This is a genomic window from Moorena sp. SIO3I8 (genome assembly GCF_010692325.1).
Lineage (GTDB): Bacteria > Cyanobacteriota > Cyanobacteriia > Cyanobacteriales > Coleofasciculaceae > Moorena.
In genome coordinates, this window is sequence record NZ_JAAHHW010000033.1 from 14,072 (window position 1) to 29,926 (window position 15,855).

Annotated in this window: 13 protein-coding genes and 2 pseudogenes; 9 read left to right on the plus strand and 6 right to left on the minus strand. The window is 44.3% G+C overall.

Annotated elements, in window-relative coordinates; translation table 11 throughout:
• The first annotated feature begins 92 nt into the window (after positions 1-92).
• On the plus strand, positions 93-3,878 hold the full coding sequence (locus tag F6K51_RS15125; RefSeq protein WP_293021437.1) for an AAA-like domain-containing protein: 3,786 nt from the start codon (positions 93-95) through the stop codon (positions 3,876-3,878).
• Between the two features lie 16 nt (positions 3,879-3,894).
• Here F6K51_RS15125 and F6K51_RS15130 read toward each other — a convergent pair whose 3' ends face one another.
• A complete protein-coding gene (locus F6K51_RS15130; protein ID WP_293021439.1) occupies positions 3,895-4,854 on the minus strand; it encodes an Rpn family recombination-promoting nuclease/putative transposase in 960 nt (319 codons plus the stop codon).
• A 68-nt stretch (positions 4,855-4,922) separates the two neighbouring features.
• Here F6K51_RS15130 and F6K51_RS15135 point away from each other — a divergent pair, with 68 nt between their 5' ends.
• The 4 genes and pseudogenes from F6K51_RS15135 (at position 4,923) to F6K51_RS15150 (ending at position 6,433) form a co-directional block, all read left to right on the plus strand.
• Positions 4,923-5,207, plus strand: coding sequence for a hypothetical protein (locus F6K51_RS15135; RefSeq protein ID WP_293021441.1), 285 nt, complete (start codon positions 4,923-4,925; stop codon positions 5,205-5,207).
• Between the two features lie 42 nt (positions 5,208-5,249).
• Positions 5,250-5,666, plus strand: a pseudogene (locus F6K51_RS15140) (XisH family protein).
• A complete protein-coding gene (locus F6K51_RS15145) occupies positions 5,654-5,989 on the plus strand; it encodes a XisI protein (RefSeq protein ID WP_293021443.1) in 336 nt (111 codons plus the stop codon). Before F6K51_RS15140 ends, F6K51_RS15145 begins: the two are co-directional and overlap by 13 nt.
• 135 nt (positions 5,990-6,124) lie before the next feature.
• Entirely contained in the window at positions 6,125-6,433 is a 309-nt protein-coding gene (locus F6K51_RS15150) for a hypothetical protein (protein WP_070396506.1), read from the plus strand.
• An 88-nt stretch (positions 6,434-6,521) separates the two neighbouring features.
• Here the strand turns inward: F6K51_RS15150 and F6K51_RS15155 are convergent, their stop codons facing one another.
• From F6K51_RS15155 to gyrB, 3 genes are all read right to left on the minus strand, one after another.
• Complete coding sequence (locus F6K51_RS15155) at positions 6,522-6,848, minus strand: XisI protein (RefSeq protein ID WP_293021448.1); 327 nt, start codon at positions 6,846-6,848, stop codon at positions 6,522-6,524.
• Positions 6,849-6,909: 61 nt separating this feature from the next.
• Positions 6,910-7,533 carry a type I restriction endonuclease gene (locus F6K51_RS15160; protein ID WP_293021450.1) on the minus strand — a complete coding sequence of 208 codons (624 nt, stop codon included), beginning with the start codon at positions 7,531-7,533 and terminating at the stop codon, positions 6,910-6,912.
• A gap of 298 nt (positions 7,534-7,831) precedes the next feature.
• Positions 7,832-10,279, minus strand: coding sequence for a DNA topoisomerase (ATP-hydrolyzing) subunit B (gene gyrB, locus F6K51_RS15165; RefSeq protein WP_293021452.1), 2,448 nt, complete (start codon positions 10,277-10,279; stop codon positions 7,832-7,834).
• A 202-nt stretch (positions 10,280-10,481) separates the two neighbouring features.
• Between gyrB and miaA the strand changes: the two genes are divergently transcribed.
• Positions 10,482-11,477 carry a tRNA (adenosine(37)-N6)-dimethylallyltransferase MiaA gene (gene miaA / locus F6K51_RS15170; RefSeq protein WP_293021454.1) on the plus strand — a complete coding sequence of 332 codons (996 nt, stop codon included), beginning with the start codon at positions 10,482-10,484 and terminating at the stop codon, positions 11,475-11,477.
• Positions 11,478-11,545: 68 nt separating this feature from the next.
• Positions 11,546-11,791 (plus strand): hypothetical protein, encoded by a 246-nt coding sequence (locus F6K51_RS15175; protein WP_293021456.1) that lies wholly within the window; start codon positions 11,546-11,548, stop codon positions 11,789-11,791.
• Between the two features lie 429 nt (positions 11,792-12,220).
• On the opposite strand, the gene F6K51_RS15180 is transcribed toward F6K51_RS15175, so the two are convergent.
• Positions 12,221-12,379, minus strand: coding sequence for a hypothetical protein (locus F6K51_RS15180; RefSeq protein ID WP_293021457.1), 159 nt, complete (start codon positions 12,377-12,379; stop codon positions 12,221-12,223).
• 94 nt (positions 12,380-12,473) lie between these two features.
• Entirely contained in the window at positions 12,474-13,970 is a 1,497-nt protein-coding gene (locus F6K51_RS15185) for an ATP-dependent DNA helicase RecQ (protein WP_293021459.1), read from the minus strand.
• A gap of 162 nt (positions 13,971-14,132) precedes the next feature.
• On the opposite strand from F6K51_RS15185, the gene F6K51_RS15190 reads away from it, so the two are divergent.
• Positions 14,133-15,134, plus strand: coding sequence for an Rpn family recombination-promoting nuclease/putative transposase (locus tag F6K51_RS15190; RefSeq protein ID WP_293021461.1), 1,002 nt, complete (start codon positions 14,133-14,135; stop codon positions 15,132-15,134).
• 230 nt (positions 15,135-15,364) lie between these two features.
• A pseudogene (locus F6K51_RS15195) lies at positions 15,365-15,855 on the plus strand (hypothetical protein); the annotation flags it as partial.

Consider the following 15,855-nt stretch of genomic DNA (forward strand, 5'->3'; position numbering starts at 1 on the left):
CCACACTGCTCCCTGCTCCCTGCTCCCTGCTCCCTACTCCCTACTCCCTAAAACCCAAAAATTTGTACCTCACCAAATGGCAAACTGCTGTAATGACCAATCAACACTCAACACTCTACAAAGTAGGAGGTAGTTTACCTCACGATGAACCTACTTATGTGACCAGACAAGCGGATCAGGAGCTTTTTCAGGCATTGATGGCTGGGGAGTTTTGTTATGTGCTGAATTCCCGACAGATGGGTAAGTCTAGTTTGCGGGTAAGAACGATAAAACGCTTGAAAGAAGAGGGATTTGCTTGCGCGTCTATCGATCTGACCGTGATTGGAAAAGAAGACATCACGGTGTCGATGTGGTATGAAAGTTTGATGATGTTATTGATGGATGATTTCGAGCTTTTCGGAAAATTTGATGAGGAAGCTTGGTTAGACGAGCGTGCTCAAATCTCTCCGGTCTTGTGCTTAAGTAAGTTTATTGAGCAGATAGTGTTAACCAGTATTCCGGGGAAAATTGTTATTTTCCTGGATGAAATTGATAGTATTATTAAAGTTAAGTTTAAAGATGATTTCTTTGCGTTAATTAGAGCCTGTTACAATCAACGAGCCGAAAAGCCAGCTTACAATCGTCTCACCTTTTGTTTGCTAGGCGTGGCAACTGCTGCAGATTTAATTCAGGATAAACAGCGCACTCCGTTTAATATCGGTCGGGATATTCAGTTGACTGGGTTTACTTTTGAGGAAGCCAAACAGCCTTTGGTTCGGGGTTTGGTCGGTAAGGTTGATAATCCTGAACAGGTATTAGGTGAGATAGTAAACTGGACGGGAGGACAACCGTTTCTGACTCAGCGGTTGTGTCGTTTGGTAGTTCAGACTTGGGAATTGGGCAATAGTAGACTTCTTGCAGAAGTCGGGAACAGGGAACAGGGAACAGGGAACAGTGGACAAGAATTGACGCAAACACTATTAGAAAAACACTTTTGCAAGAGGTCTAGTGTTTACCTAGACCAGATAGTGCGTACCCAGATTATAGACAATTGGGAAGCTCAGGATGAACAGGAGCATTTGAAGACTATACGCGATCGCATCCTCAGGAATGAGCAACGGGCTGGTATGCTGTTGGGTTTGTATCAGCAAGTGTTGGATCACGGTTGTATAGCTGCTGATGGTAGTGAAGAACAGACGGAATTAAGGTTATCGGGGCTGGTGGTGGAGCGTGATGGCTGTTTGGAAGTTAACAACCGGATTTATGGTGAGGTTTTCAATTCCGATTGGGTCAAGAATGAATTGGCTAGACTGCGCCCCTACTCTGAGGCGTTTACCGCTTGGGTTGATTCTGGGTGTAAGGATGAGTCTCGATTGTTGCGGGGGGAAGCATTAGAGCAGGCGGAACAATGGTCTAGGGGAAAAGCCTTAAGCGATTTGGATTCCCAGTTCTTGAGAGCTAGTCAGGTTTTAGATAAGGGAGAAGTGCAAAAGGCTTTGGCGGCTGCTCAGAAAGAGGCTAGTGAAATATTAGCGAAGGTGAAACAGGAAGCAGAAGCGTTGCTAACTGATGCAAGACAGCAACTTGCAGAAGCCAAATTAGGGACACAACTAGAACGGAAAGCCCTCGGTATTTTACGACAGTTACCGGATAATAATGTTTACTACGGCACCAGTACAAGAGGGGAAACGCTTTTGTATGAGGCCATGGAGACTGGGCAAGAGCTATTGGATAGAGTAACAGATGGTCGCCCCCTGGAGCAATATCTTACGACCAGTCCTCTATATGCCCTCCAGCAAAGTATTAGTAAATTCCGAAAAGGGGCTGTGCTCAGAGGGCATCAGTCCTGGGTATATAGTATAATTTTCAGCCCGGATGGACAGAAGCTTGCTACTGCTTCATGGGACAACACTGCCAGAATTTGGGACAACCAGGGCAATCAAATTGCAGTGCTCAGAGGGCATCAGGATAGGGTAGATAGTGTAGCCTTCAGCCCGGATGGACAGAAGCTTGCTACTGCTTCATGGGACAACACTGCCAGAATTTGGGACAACCAGGGCAATCAAATTGCAGTGCTCAGAGGGCATCAGGACAGGGTAGATAGTTTAGCCTTCAGCCCCGATGGACAGAAGCTTGCTACTGCTTCATGGGACAACACTGCCAGAATTTGGGATAACCAGGGCAATGAAATCGCCGTACTCACCGGCCATCAGGACAGAGTAGATAGTGTAGCCTTCAGCCCCGATGGACAGAGGCTGGCCACGGCTTCATGGGACAACACTGCTAGAATTTGGGACAACCAGGGCAATGAAATCGCCGTGCTCAGAGGGCATCAGCACTGGGTAGATAGTGTAGCCTTCAGCCCCGATGGACAGAGGCTGGCCACGACTTCATGGGACAACACTGCTAGAATTTGGGACAACCAGGGCAATGAAATCGCCGTACTCACCGGGCATCAGGACTGGGTAGATAGTTTAGCCTTCAGCCCGGATGGACAGAGGCTGGCCACGGCTTCATTGGACAACACCGCCAGAATTTGGGACAACCAGGGCAATGAAATCGCCGTGCTCACCGGGCATCAGTCCAGTGTAAATAGTGTAGCCTTCAGCCCGGATGGACAGAGGCTGGTCACTGCTTCATCCGACAACACCGCCAGAATTTGGGACAACCAGGGCAATGAAATCGCCGTGCTTACCGGGCATCAGGACAGGGTAAATAGTGTAGCCTTCAGCCCGGATGGACAGAGGCTGGCCACAGCTTCAGAGGACAACACTGCCAGAATTTGGGACAACCAGGGCAATGAAATCGCCGTGCTCACCGGGCATCAGGACAGGGTAAATAGTGTAGCCTTTAGTTCGGATGGACAGAGGCTGGCCACAGCTTCAGATGACAACACCGCCAGAATTTGGGACAACCAGGGCAATGAAATCGCCGTGCTCACCGGGCATCAGGACTGGGTATATAGTGTAGCCTTCAGCCCGGATGGACAGAGGTTGGCCACTGCTTCATCCGACAACACCGCCAGAATTTGGGACAACCAGGGCAATCAAATCACCGTGCTCAGAGGGCATCAGCACTGGGTATATAGTGTAGCCTTCAGCCCGGATGGACAGAGGCTGGCCACTGCTTCATGGGACAAAACCACCAGAATTTGGGACAATCAGGGCAATGAAATCGCCGTGCTCAGAGGGCATCAGCACTGGGTATATAGTGTAGCCTTCAGCCCGGATGGACAGAGGCTGGCCACTGCTTCATTGGACAACACCGCCAGAATTTGGGACAACCAGGGCAATGGAATCGCCTTGCTCACCGGCCATCAGGACTGGGTATATAGTGTAGCCTTCAGCCCGGATGGACAGAGGCTGGCCACTGCTTCATTGGACAACACCGCCAGAATTTGGGATAACCAGGGCAATGAAATCGCCGTACTCACCGGCCATCAGGACAGAGTAGATAGTGTAGCCTTCAGCCCGGATGGAAACAGGCTGGCCACAGCTTCATTGGACAACACCGCCAGAATTTGGGATAACCAGGGCAATGAAATCGCCGTACTCACCGGCCATCAGGACAGAGTAGATAGTGTAGCCTTCAGCCCGGATGGAAACAGGCTGGCCACTGCTTCATGGGACAACACTGCTAGAATTTGGGACAACCAGGGCAATCCATTAGCTGTACTTACCGGGCATCAGTTTTGGGTATCAAGTGTAGCCTTCAGCCCGGATGGACAGAGGCTTGTCACTGCTTCAGATGACAACACTGCCAGAATTTGGAAGGTTGAAAGTTTAGGTGAGCTGCTGCGTCGGGGCTGTGACTTACTGGAAGATTATTTTGTTAGGAATCCTGGAGCTAAGGAGAAGTTATGGGTATGTCGGGAAGAGGGAATAGGGAATAGGGAATAGGGAATAGGGAATAGGTTCACAACTGATCAATGTCATCCATACTCAACCCAGTATATTGAGCAATATCCTTCAGGGATAACCCTGCGGCCTTCATCTGTTTAACAACCTTTTGTATACCTGCTTGTTCACCTGCTTGTTGACCTTCTTGTCTACCTTGTTCGAGACCCTGTTGGAGACCTTCTTGTCTACCTTGTTCAAGACCCTGTTGGAGACCTTCTTGTCTACCTTGTTCGAGACCTTCTTGTCTACCTTCCTGAATCAAGGTTTGATTAACACTGTACATATCCCGGTAGACCTTCAGACTATCCTGGTACAGGGCTTGCTCTTCAGAGGAGAAATTGGCAATCTCGGCCACCTCAAATAGCTGGGCAAACACATCCCCTTGCAACGGTTCAGGGGGAGCATTACAGCTCGCCAGATGCCTGAATAAAAATAACCACTTATCAAAATGGGTTTCTAATTGATCAACAGATTTAGTAAATTTCGGTAGTTCTACATAGATGAATTTCAACTTATCGTAGAACACTTCACACCGCTGATTTTTTAGCTCTACCACATGCAACAGTTCTGAATCCTGCTTATGGTCATCAAAACTAAAATCCAGAATACCGACGGTGTAGACTGCCGTTAGCTGATAATTCCAATTTCCCTGTTGCGCCTGTTCTTGGATGGGGAAAGTGGCATAGTAGACACTGCGGTCTTTGAAGAACGTTTGTTTTGCCTTTTGCATTTCCACAATGAAACGTTCACCGCTTGTGCTCTGACAATAAATATCAAAAATCGCTCTTCTATCCACTAAGGTCTTACCCAAGAACTCTGGATTCTTAATAGTGACATCCTGAATCTGATGGTGGGGAGGCAACAGCGTATTTAAGAAGTCGATCAACAGTGCCTTATTTGGCTCAGTGCCAAAGACGCGCTTAAAGCCGAAATCCGTGAGCAGATCAATGTATTTATCTGGCAAGGGGAAAACCATATCAAAAATTCAGATTAATCAAAAGGTATTTTTATTAGCTTTAATTTCGTCTATCTCCCTATTGCCTATTGGGGTGCATCTCTTTGATTTTACTAAAAAACTATGCAGCTGTTGCCCCTATTGCCTATTGGGGTGCATCTCAATCCATGCTGTTTGAGCGGGTGGGTGGAATGGGCATCAGGCGTGGAACAGGCTTCCAGCCTGTGGCAATTTTCGGAAGGGTGGTTCCAACACTAGCGGTGCGTTACGGGCCGGGCTATTCCAACACTACCAGGGGGAACATGAGTGCGATCGCGTCTTATCAAGCACCCTACGGCTGTCACGAAATTACAGATCGTTCCGACTATAATTAAGATAGGCTTTTATTTTGGCACCCACACTTAATAATTTTGAAAATGCCAGCCAAAGATATTTATCATGACACAGTAAAAAATGCTCTAATAAAAGATGGATGGACAATTACCAATGACCCTTTAAGCCTTAAAATAGGTAAAAAAGACATCTATATTGACCTAGCTGCTTAAAAATTATTAGTAGCTGAAAAACAAGGACAAAAAATTGCTGTAGAAGTTAAAATTTTTGTTAGTTCATCAGAAATAGAAGATCTAAAAAACGCCTTAGGGCAATATATATTATACGATAAAGTTCTTAAACGTCAACTTTCAGAACGTCTTCTTTATTTAGCTATTAGAAAAGTAATATTTAACCGCTTATTTACCGAAGAAATCGGACAGATGTTATTAGAAGATAACACGCTTAAAATTATTGTTTTTGACCCGGAAGAGGAGGTGATTATAAAATGGATAAATTAGAAAACTATCGCAAAATTATTCGTAAAACCTTAACCCCTTATATTAACATTGATTACTCTAATGTTAACATCCGTAACCATGCAGCATTTGACCGAGAAACAGACCAATATTTAATTGTTTCTGAAGGATGGAATAACCAAGAACATCTTCATAGTTGTTTGATTCATGTGGAAATTAGTAATTATAAAATCTGGATTCAATGTGACAATACTGAAGACGGCATTGCTAATGATTTAGTGGCAGCAGGTATTCCAAAAAGTGATATTGTTTTAGCTTTTCATCCTCCAGATGTTCGCAAATTTACTGAGTTTGCTGTTAGTTAAAATCCGGTTAGGTTGCGTGGAACAGGCTTCCAGCCTGTGGCAATTTTCGGAAGGGCACATGATTGATGATCAATTGGTTAATGGTTGATTATTTGCCCACCCTACCCCTACTTACAACCACAAAATGGAGAGAAAATGTCCCTAATTCAAGAAGATATCGAACAAACGTTTAGGCAACTCGTTCACCAGTGGCGGGAAGAAACCAGAGGAATTTCATCAACCACTCAAGCAGCTATGCATCCTGCTTATCAACAAATTATTGGCATGGGAAAAGAAGCAATTCCGTTATTATTAAGGGAACTTGAACAAAAATCTGGACGGTGGTTTTGGGCTTTAAAATCCATTACTAGAGAAGATCCTGTTCAAGAAGAACATCAGGGGAATACTCAAGAAATGATCAAAGCATGGCTAAATTGGGGACTCCGTAACGGTTATAAATGGTAGGCTTTGCCCACCAAACCCCTACTGACTTTGATTATTTGCCCACCCTACTACCCCTCACTGTTAGTTAAAATCCGGTTAGGTTGCGCATTTACTTGTCTTCCATCGCAGCAGCAATAAGTTTGCGGACGCTGGGAGAGCGAAATCCCAGTATAATATCTTTGGGAGAAACACCCCGCTCAATCAATTCACTATCGATATAAATCTCAGTACTGTTGTGCTGTATCCAGATTTGACCTTCGATCAGCTCAAGATGCATGGCACAGCCATAGATCCGGTACTCATTACGCCATTCGTTGTGGAAAACCAGATAACAATCCCGTTCTCTATCAAAGATAAGTTGAGCATTGAGATCATAACTGGCAAAGCTTTCTAAAAATTCGCAGGTAATCTGACGATATTGATCTAATTTATCCATTGGTTAATAACCTCATGGTTGGGATCGTAAACAATTAATCGGACTTGATATTAATACTTGATTATTGCCTCACTAATTCATTAAACCGCTTTAGGATTTTGAGAACGTGCTCCAAGCCTGTCTTATTCCGAAGGGAAAATGAATCCGACTCAGCATAATTTGGTTTATCTTGCTTGCTCAGTTTTAGGAAAATAAAATCTGGCCCATTGGTGATAAATCCAAAAGCAGGTCTTTCTGATTCAATATTTCCTAGCATATAACTTAGTGCTTGGGGGATGCCAACTTCCAGGGAGTAATCGGCTCGTTTGGCTTCGATCACTAAAACCCAAAATTCAGGAGTATAGATGAGTAAGTCAAGTCGTCCTGTAATAATTGTTTCTTGATCTTCGGAAGTAATTTCTACGACTTTTTCAGCAGTAATATAAAAGGGAGAACGATAAAAACCAGCTAGTTTCAATAATGGGGAAAGTACTACCATTTTGACGATGGTTTCCACCATTGGACGCTCTGATAAGTGGAGATAGTCTTTCTTTATTTCCTTTAGCTCTTTTTTTTCTAATTCTGTTAGTTCTGGTAAATCATCTTGCCACTCCTGAAAGAATTGCTCATCATCGGTGCGCTCTAAGCCAAATTTTATTCTTAAATCGTAGAGGGTAATCTGGTTAGCTGGAATTGCGGTAACCATGGCTTGATTTACTATAAGGGAGTAGGGAGCAGGGAGCAGGGAATAGGGAACAGGGAACAGGGAACAGGGAATAGGGAATAGGGAATAGGGAATAGGGAATAGTTCACTAAAAAAGCTTTTCAGCTTTTATCAATGTCCTAAGGTAAGCTATCAGCTATCAGTTATCAGCTTATTCCTTGAATCACAGGCTAGAAGCCTGTGCCACTCTACTTGAGGTGCTTTTGAATAAAATAAGCTGACAGCTGACAGCTGACAGCTGATAGCTTACACTAGTACTAATTTGTGAGTAAGGTAGACTCTAAATATCTAAATCGGTGAGATTGAGTCGAGCGCCATAGGTTTCAATGAATTGGCGGCGAGGAGCAACCCGGTCTCCCATGAGTACAGTAAAGATTCTGTCAGCTTCAGCAGCATCTTCGATTTCGATTTGCTTCATGGTGCGAGTTTCTGGATTCATGGTGGTGTCCCACAACTGCTGTGGCATCATTTCACCTAATCCTTTGAATCGTTGGATGTTATAGTTAGCGTTTTCAGGAAATTGGCTAATCCGCTCTTGTAGTTCGCGATCGCTATAACAATAGTTATGGTTGCGACCTCGTTCTAGTTTATATAAGGGAGGACAAGCAATGTAGATGTAGCCTTGGTCTACAAGGGCTCGTTGATAGCGGTAGAAGAAGGTTAGTAATAAAGTACGGATGTGAGCGCCATCCACATCAGCATCAGTCATAATTACAATGCGGTGGTAGCGTAAATTGGACGGGTCGAATTCGTCTCCTTTTATCCCTAGCCCTAGGGCTGTAATTAGGGATTGGATTTCTGTGTTCTTGTAAATTTTGGCATCATCAGTTTTCTCAATGTTGAGGATTTTACCACGGAGGGGGAGAATGGCTTGGAATTGGCGATCGCGTCCTTGTTTAGCACTGTTGTGAACAAACACCCCACTCTCTAAAGCGAAATTATGGGTATGAGGCACTTCGATATCATAGACATCTACCAATTGTTCTAGGGATTCAATGGAAACAACTTGGTAGTTATAGTTAGCAACAGCTTCACAAACCTGTGTCTGATTACCAGCAACAGCGGAATAGGCTTCTTTGTGTTGGGTTTTGACCTTTGCCTGTTTCCTGATTTCTGCCAGTGGCCGGTATAGAGGCATTAGCAAATCATCAGGAGTCAGAGATACTGCTGGCTTATAACTACCATCTTGCAACATGAACAGGTGATCGGGAGTGCAAATAATGGTTTCTGAGTTATCTAAGGTAAGTTTGATGACTTTAGCATTGGCTTTGGTCATCCTAGGATTGATAATCCGTTCTATTCCGATGCTGCCGTTATTGGTAATGGTGTAGCAAAAATGCTCTTTACCCATAGCTTGTTCAGCTACAAGTTCCTTGAAGCTCAAAGACCGTCCATCAGCCAGGGCAACCTGTGTCTCTCCAGAAAAACATCCCCCTGCACTATCCCCCTCAACGATAAATATCTCTGATTCCCCTGGGTCCCGAGAACTACAATCGGCTAACTTACCGGGTAAGGGAGAAGACTCTAGTACTGATTTCCGCCGCACTAATTCACGAGCACGACGAGCAGCTTCTGCGGCTTTATAGGCTTGAATCGCTTTTTCTAAGATAGTATCGACGACTTGGGGATGAAAATCCAGGTATTCAGTCAAGACTTCCCCAACTAGGGAATCTACAATCCCCCTTACTTCTGTATTTCCCAGTTTAGTTTTGGTTTGACCTTCAAATTCTGGCTCTGGGACTTTGACAGAAATCACCCCAGTTAATCCTTCTCGGATATTCTCACCACCTAGGTTAGACTCACTTTCTTTGAGTTTATTGCGCTTGCGTGCGATCGCATTCATGGTTCGGGTCAAGACTGTCTTGAGCCCCTCCAAGTGGGTACCACCATCAATAGTGCGAATATTGTTAGCAAAACCCAGCAAATTATCACTATAGGCATCAATGCACCATTGTAGTGCCACTTCCACTTGGATACTTTTGCGTTCCCCTTGTATATAGATAATCTCCTCGTGTAGGGAGTGCTTTTCTCGGTTCATGTAAGCGACATATTCCTGGATCCCTCCTTCGTAGTGATAGGTTTCTACTCTGGGTTCTTCCAGGCGATGGTCTGAGAAGGTAATTTTAACACCAGCATTCAGGTAAGCCAGTTCTCGGAGACGTCCGGATAAGGTAGTATAATCAAACTCAATACCGCCAGTAAAGATTTCGGTATCTGGCTTGAAGTTTACTGAGGTACCAGTGTGGGCCTTTTTATAGGGCTTGACGAGTAGTTCAGTCATGGGCACACCCCGCTCATAGCGCTGGGTATGTTCTTTTTTCTCCCGCCACACCGTTACATCTACCCACTCAGACAGAGCATTGACTACGGAAACACCAACACCGTGCAATCCTCCAGAGACTTTATAGCCGCCACCACCAAACTTACCACCGGCATGAAGTACGGTCATTACGGTTTCCAGTGCTGATTTCCCTGTGGTAGGGTGGGTGTCCGTAGGAACTCCTCGTCCGTCATCGGTAACGGTTACGGAACCATCGCTATTGATATCAACTTCGATGTGAGTACAATACCCAGCCAGCGCTTCATCGATGGAATTGTCTACAACTTCGTAGACTAGATGATGGAGACCCCTAGGTCCAGTTGTCCCGATGTACATCCCTGGGCGTTTCCGCACCGGTTCGAGACCTTCTAGAACTTGAATCTGATCGGCACTGTAACTACTCGTCATAATCTTTCGGGGTTTTCCGTTAAAAGCTTTGAAAGGCTATGATTTATCAAAAATGATAAAACACCCAAAGATTGTAACACAAAAGCCTTATAGGCGACCACAGCCCATTTTCATAGGTTATTTCTATAGGGGATTCACTATATAGGGTATGATGGTGTCAGTGGGTCAGTGCTCAAGTTAGTCCCGAATGCCGCAATCGAAGATGAAACAGCCCTCCCCTCAAAACTCAACACTCAGCACTGAGCACTCAGCAGTCATAGTAATTTGCGGTGCCACAGCTACAGGTAAGTCGAGTCTAGGGATAGCATTAGCACAGCGAGTTAGTTCGATAATTATTAATGCTGATTCTCGTCAGGTTTACCGGGAATTTGATATTGGAACCGCTAAGCCGACACTGGCTCAACAACAGCAGGTACCCCATTATCTCATCGACATCTGTGATCCAACAGAAACCTTAACTGTAGCTGATTATCAACAGCAAGCTCAGGAAATTATAGCTAGCGAACACAGGAAACAAAAGCAATACCAGCTAGATCAAGCAGATTTAAACAATAACCCTCTTTTCCTAGTTGGTGGTACTGGTTTATATATCAAATCGATAGTGCGGGGGTTAAAAATTCCTCGGGTTGCGCCTCAGGAAGATTTGCGATCGCAACTAGCTGCTCTTGGTCAAGCTCAGCTGTATAATTTCCTCCAACAGATTGACCCTGTTGCTGCTCAGAAGATTCATCCCAATGACCAAGTGCGGACATTGCGAGCATTGGAAGTATTTTATGTAACTGGAATTCCGATATCACAGCAGCAGGGAGAAAATCCTCCTAATTATCCAATTCTCCAGATTGGCTTGGAATGTCAGGATTCTGAAACTATTACCCAGCGGATTGCTCAGCGTACTGACCAAATGTTAGCAGCAGGATTTGTGGCTGAGGTGGAAACTATTGCTCAGAAGTATGGATGGAATTTACCGTTACTGGATACGTTGGGATATCGGGAAATTAAAGATTATCTTGCTGGTAACTTATCCCTTGATCAGGCCAGAGAGTTAACTGTTGTCCACACTCGCCAATTTGCTAAACGTCAACGCACTTGGTTTAAGGCTTATCCTGAGATTGAATGGTTTGATGCTGATTCTCCTGATTTGTTGGATAAAGTTTGGCAACAGATAGAAGGTTTTTTAGAATTAAGAATTAAGAATTAAGAATTGAGAATTAAGAATTGAGAATTAAGAATTGAGAATTAAGAATGTAGGGTGCGTTAGGGGCGGGCTTGCCCTCATTTTCCACTTCGAGCGCCAGTATTAGGATAGCCCGCCCCGTAACGCACCACCAAGTAGAATGCGCGAATTTAGAATCGGGAATCGGAAACTTTCGAGCAGTAGTCAAGATATCCGAGAAGTTTTTGGTGTTAAGCTGTTGTGCATTTAAATTAGATATTATTCAGTTAGAAGATAAACCGTGTCTTGATGCGATCGCTCATAGGGGTTTCCTCCAAGACCTCTTAGGTGCGCTTTAAGAGAGATCTCCGGTGTAATCTACCTATATTAATTACTATAGCTGGAACTTAAACAAAAAATGGAGAGCACTCTATGAAACGTTTCAAGTGGCTCAGTATCTTTCACTATATTTGGGGCGGCATTTATTTCTTCTTTGGATTGTTGCCATTTCGTATATATTTCGATTTTTCGAGATATATAATCCAGATGCGTCCTTCATTATGTATTAATGAACCTTTCCGAGGAGATGCATGTGATAGTTGGATAATTTTATTCACTATCGCCATGCATATATTTATCCTTGGGTTTGGAACTGTTAATATAATGGCAGGATTCTTCTATCAGCGCACCAAGCCAAATACTGCTAACTGGATTGCGGCATGCGTGAATCTGTTGAGTTTACCAATTGGTACAGCCCTAGGAATATATAGTCTGTTTAGACTAAATAATTATTTAAAGTCTTGAATCTCAAAACTAAAAATTGAATAAGCTGTGTCTTGATGCAGTCGCTCATGGGGAGGGGCTGCATCAAGACAAGGTCGTTTAAATGCGCGACAGCTTATTTTAAGGTAGCCTAAAACAAGCACAATTACTCCCCATCTCCCCATCTCCCCATCTCCCCACCCTTCCCTCTCTTGCCCTACTCCCTACTCCCTACTCCCTACTCCCTAAAACCTAAGACGAAGTAGCTAATCCAATTGATCAATGGGATAAACAATTATCACAGCGATCGCATCTAAAGCCAACCGCTTCTTGAGTAAAACCAAATGCCTGTAGTAAAAATTGCCAACGACACTGGCGAGTTTTCAGGTATTGATTCATCTGAGACTGGGCTTGCTGTTGGATAGTACTAACCTGTGCTAGGGAGGAAGATTTTCGAGACCGGTGTTGTCGGTAATGGAATGGATCAATCCATTCTAGTTGACCAGCACTATCGAGGAGTGCTAAAGCTATGGCACCATTGGGAAACTCTTTGGCTACTTTGGCTACTTCTCCCTGGGCTGGTAATTGCTTTGCTAACTGTTGAGCTTGTTGGTATTGCGATCGCATTTGATGGGCAAAAAACTCTTGTCGTTGCTTATCCTCTGGATTTAACCATCCCGTTGGTTCACTGACTAAGGTCAAAGCATCCGCTGGTTTACCATCCCTGCCCCCACGACCTACTTCCTGAATATATTCCGATAAGAGTAAAGGTGCTTGGAAATGCACGACCCAGCGTACATCTGGCTTATTAATCCCCATGCCAAAGGCACAGGTACATACCACAAATTGGGTCTGACCACTAATCCAGCTGGCTTCAATTTTCCGACGCTCCTGAGCACCCAAGCCAGCGTGGTAAGCTGCGGTGGAATACCCCAAGGAAGTAAACCATTGCGCTAACACTTCACTATCTTTTCGGGAACGGACATAGACTAACCCAGCTTGTTTAGGTCTGGCTTTAATATAGTTCAATACTCGTTGGCGACGTCCTTTGGGAGTCCAGACGGTTTGGACCTGGAGGTTAAGATTGTCTCGATAGGGGCTAATTAAAAATGTTTGAGGTTGTCGCAGTTGCAAGACTTTGCGGATGGTTTGTTGAGCCTTGGGGTCAGCGGTAGCAGTAAAGGATGCGATCGCAATTTTTGTTCCCTTGGGCTTACACTTAAGCAGTGCTGGTCTTACTGCACCCAAACGGCGATAAGCAGGTCTAAAGGTATCACCCCATTGAACCAAACAATGGGCTTCATCTAAAATCAATCCATTAATCTGAAGCTGTGGCTGACACAATCGTTTCCACACTGCTGCACTGAGTAGGGTTTCTGGGGATAAGTAGAGCAATCGCAGTTGCTGCTTTTCTAGAGCTTGAAGGGTTTGTTGCCGTTGGGAGCGAGGTAATTCACTATGTAACAGAGCAGCAGGTAATTTGCGATCGCGCAATTCCTGCACCTGATTTTCCATCAATGCTACCAGTGGAGAAATCACTAATGTTAATCCAGTTTGTAGTAACGCTGGTAGTTGAAAACAAATCGACTTACCACCACCAGTAGGCAAAACAATTAAAGCATCCCGTTGTTCTAAAATCATCCGAATAATCTCACCTTGGGGAGGTCGAAAATCCTCGTAACCCCAGAATCGTTTCAAGGCTGCACGAACATCATCCCATTGATGATTACTGGATTGATTAGTATTAGTATTATTACTAGTATTTTGAACAATCATCCTGCTTTTCTTCCGTTGATTCCTTTTAAGCTTAGAGAAATGCTGACCGGTTATACACCAGAATATCAACGGATTTTGCTAGGATGATTACTGAAACGATGTCCGTGAGATTCCCTAGGAAAGACATTGACTAACCACTCTACCTCGTAAACTGCGAAAACCATGAGATTCATTAGTCCCAAAACTGACTTTGCTTTCAAGAAAATCTTTGGCTCAGATCAAAGTAAGGATATTCTGATTTCCTTCCTCAATGCCATGATCTACTCCGGGGAGTCGGTAATCCAGGATTTAGAAATCCTTGACCCCTATAGTGCCGGGGATGTAGTGGAGTTAAAAGACACTGTCTTGATGCAGTCGCTCATGGGGGAAACCCCCAAGACCGCGCTGCATCGCTATCTGGATGTTAAGGCAGTATTAGAGGATCAAACAACTGTGCTGATTGAAATGCAAATCTGGAATGTGGAGGCTTTCGAGAAGCGAGTGGTCTATAACTTGTGCAAAACCTATGGGAATCAACTAAAGTCGGGACAGGGATATTTCGATCTCAATCCAGTCATTGCGTTAACCATCACGGATTTTAAGTTATTCCCATCAACCGAAAAAGTAATTAGCTGTTTTTACTTTCAAGAAAAAGAAGAGCACTTGCCTTATCAGGAAAATGAATTAGCGATGGTGTTTGTGGAACTTCCCAAATTCACTAAGCAGCTGGAAGAGTTAGAAAGTGTGATAGATAAGTGGATATATTTTATCAAAGAAGCTCCCAGTTTAGAAATTATTCCTGAGAATCTCAGGGAAATCCCACAGCTAGAAAAAGCCTTAACTATAGCGAATCAAGCGGGGTTGAGTGTGTCAGAATTGGAAAAACTCCGCAAGCAGGAGATGGTCTTGGAGGACACGCGAGGTGCATTGAGTCTAGCTCAACGGGAAGGAATAGAACAGGGAATAATACAGGGAATAGAACAGGGAATAATACAGGGACGAGTACAAGGGGAAAGAAGGGTAATAGTGCGACAGCTTGAGCGCCGTTTTGGCCAACTATCCAGTAATGCGATCGCATTAATCGAAGCCTTGACGAATCAAGAGCTAGAGCGTTTATCAGAAGCCATCTGGGATTTCCAGACCAGGGAAGACTTACTCAACTGGCTCCAACAGAACTCTAATTAAAAGCTAGTAATGTATCATAACTTGACTCAATAAACAAGATCCAGGTGCGATCAATTTTCTAGTTCAGATTCACTACACTATCTGAGATAGTGTTAACTTTGAACAATTTGCCTTGGCTTACGATAATATCTGTGTCTTGATGCAGTCGCTCATGGGGGAAACCCCCAAGACCGCGCTGCATCGCTAAATACTTAGCCGAAGAATACCCATCGGAGTTTTTTCATTGGCTATTGGGTGAAGAACCTCGCGATATTCAGGTACTTAAAACCGAATTAAGTGCTGAACCAATTCACGCTGATGCTCTGAGTCTACTGCAAAGTACTAACCAAATTCTGCACCTAGAATTTCAAACCCTACCCCAATCCGAGCCACCACTACCATTTCGGATGTTAGACTATTGGGTCAGATTACAACGTAAATACCGATGTCCCATTGACCAGGTCGTGATTTTCCTAAAATCTACGACCTCACAGATGGTATTTACTAATGAGTTTAGGGATACTAACACCTGGCATCGTTATCGAGTAATTCGTCTGTGGGAGCAAGACCCTCAACCACTGTTAGCCAATCGAGCTCTGTTACCCTTGGCAACTCTAGCTAGGAGTAATAGCCCTAATCGATTGTTAGAGCAAGTGGTTGCCCAAGTGGATAAAATTGAAGAAAAACCATTACGGGGAAACCTAGCAGCCTGTGTGGATGTACTGGCTGGTTTACGGTTTGA

Bases quoted from the DNA above. Each gene is read 5' to 3' on its own strand.
- gyrB (WP_293021452.1), bottom strand. From the start codon at position 10,279: ATGACGAGTAGTTACAGTGCCGATCAGATTCAAGTTCTAGAAGGTCTC.
- F6K51_RS15145 (WP_293021443.1), top strand. From the start codon at position 5,654: ATGGATAAATTAGAAAACTATCGCAAAATTATTCGTAAAACCTTAACC.
- F6K51_RS15125 (WP_293021437.1), top strand. From the start codon at position 93: ATGACCAATCAACACTCAACACTCTACAAAGTAGGAGGTAGTTTACCT.
- F6K51_RS15190 (WP_293021461.1), top strand. From the start codon at position 14,133: ATGAGATTCATTAGTCCCAAAACTGACTTTGCTTTCAAGAAAATCTTT.
- F6K51_RS15185 (WP_293021459.1), bottom strand. From the start codon at position 13,970: ATGATTGTTCAAAATACTAGTAATAATACTAATACTAATCAATCCAGT.
- F6K51_RS15130 (WP_293021439.1), bottom strand. From the start codon at position 4,854: ATGGTTTTCCCCTTGCCAGATAAATACATTGATCTGCTCACGGATTTC.
- F6K51_RS15150 (WP_070396506.1), top strand. From the start codon at position 6,125: ATGTCCCTAATTCAAGAAGATATCGAACAAACGTTTAGGCAACTCGTT.
- F6K51_RS15160 (WP_293021450.1), bottom strand. From the start codon at position 7,533: ATGGTTACCGCAATTCCAGCTAACCAGATTACCCTCTACGATTTAAGA.
- miaA (WP_293021454.1), top strand. From the start codon at position 10,482: ATGAAACAGCCCTCCCCTCAAAACTCAACACTCAGCACTGAGCACTCA.
- F6K51_RS15155 (WP_293021448.1), bottom strand. From the start codon at position 6,848: ATGGATAAATTAGATCAATATCGTCAGATTACCTGCGAATTTTTAGAA.
- F6K51_RS15180 (WP_293021457.1), bottom strand. From the start codon at position 12,379: ATGGGGAGATGGGGAGTAATTGTGCTTGTTTTAGGCTACCTTAAAATA.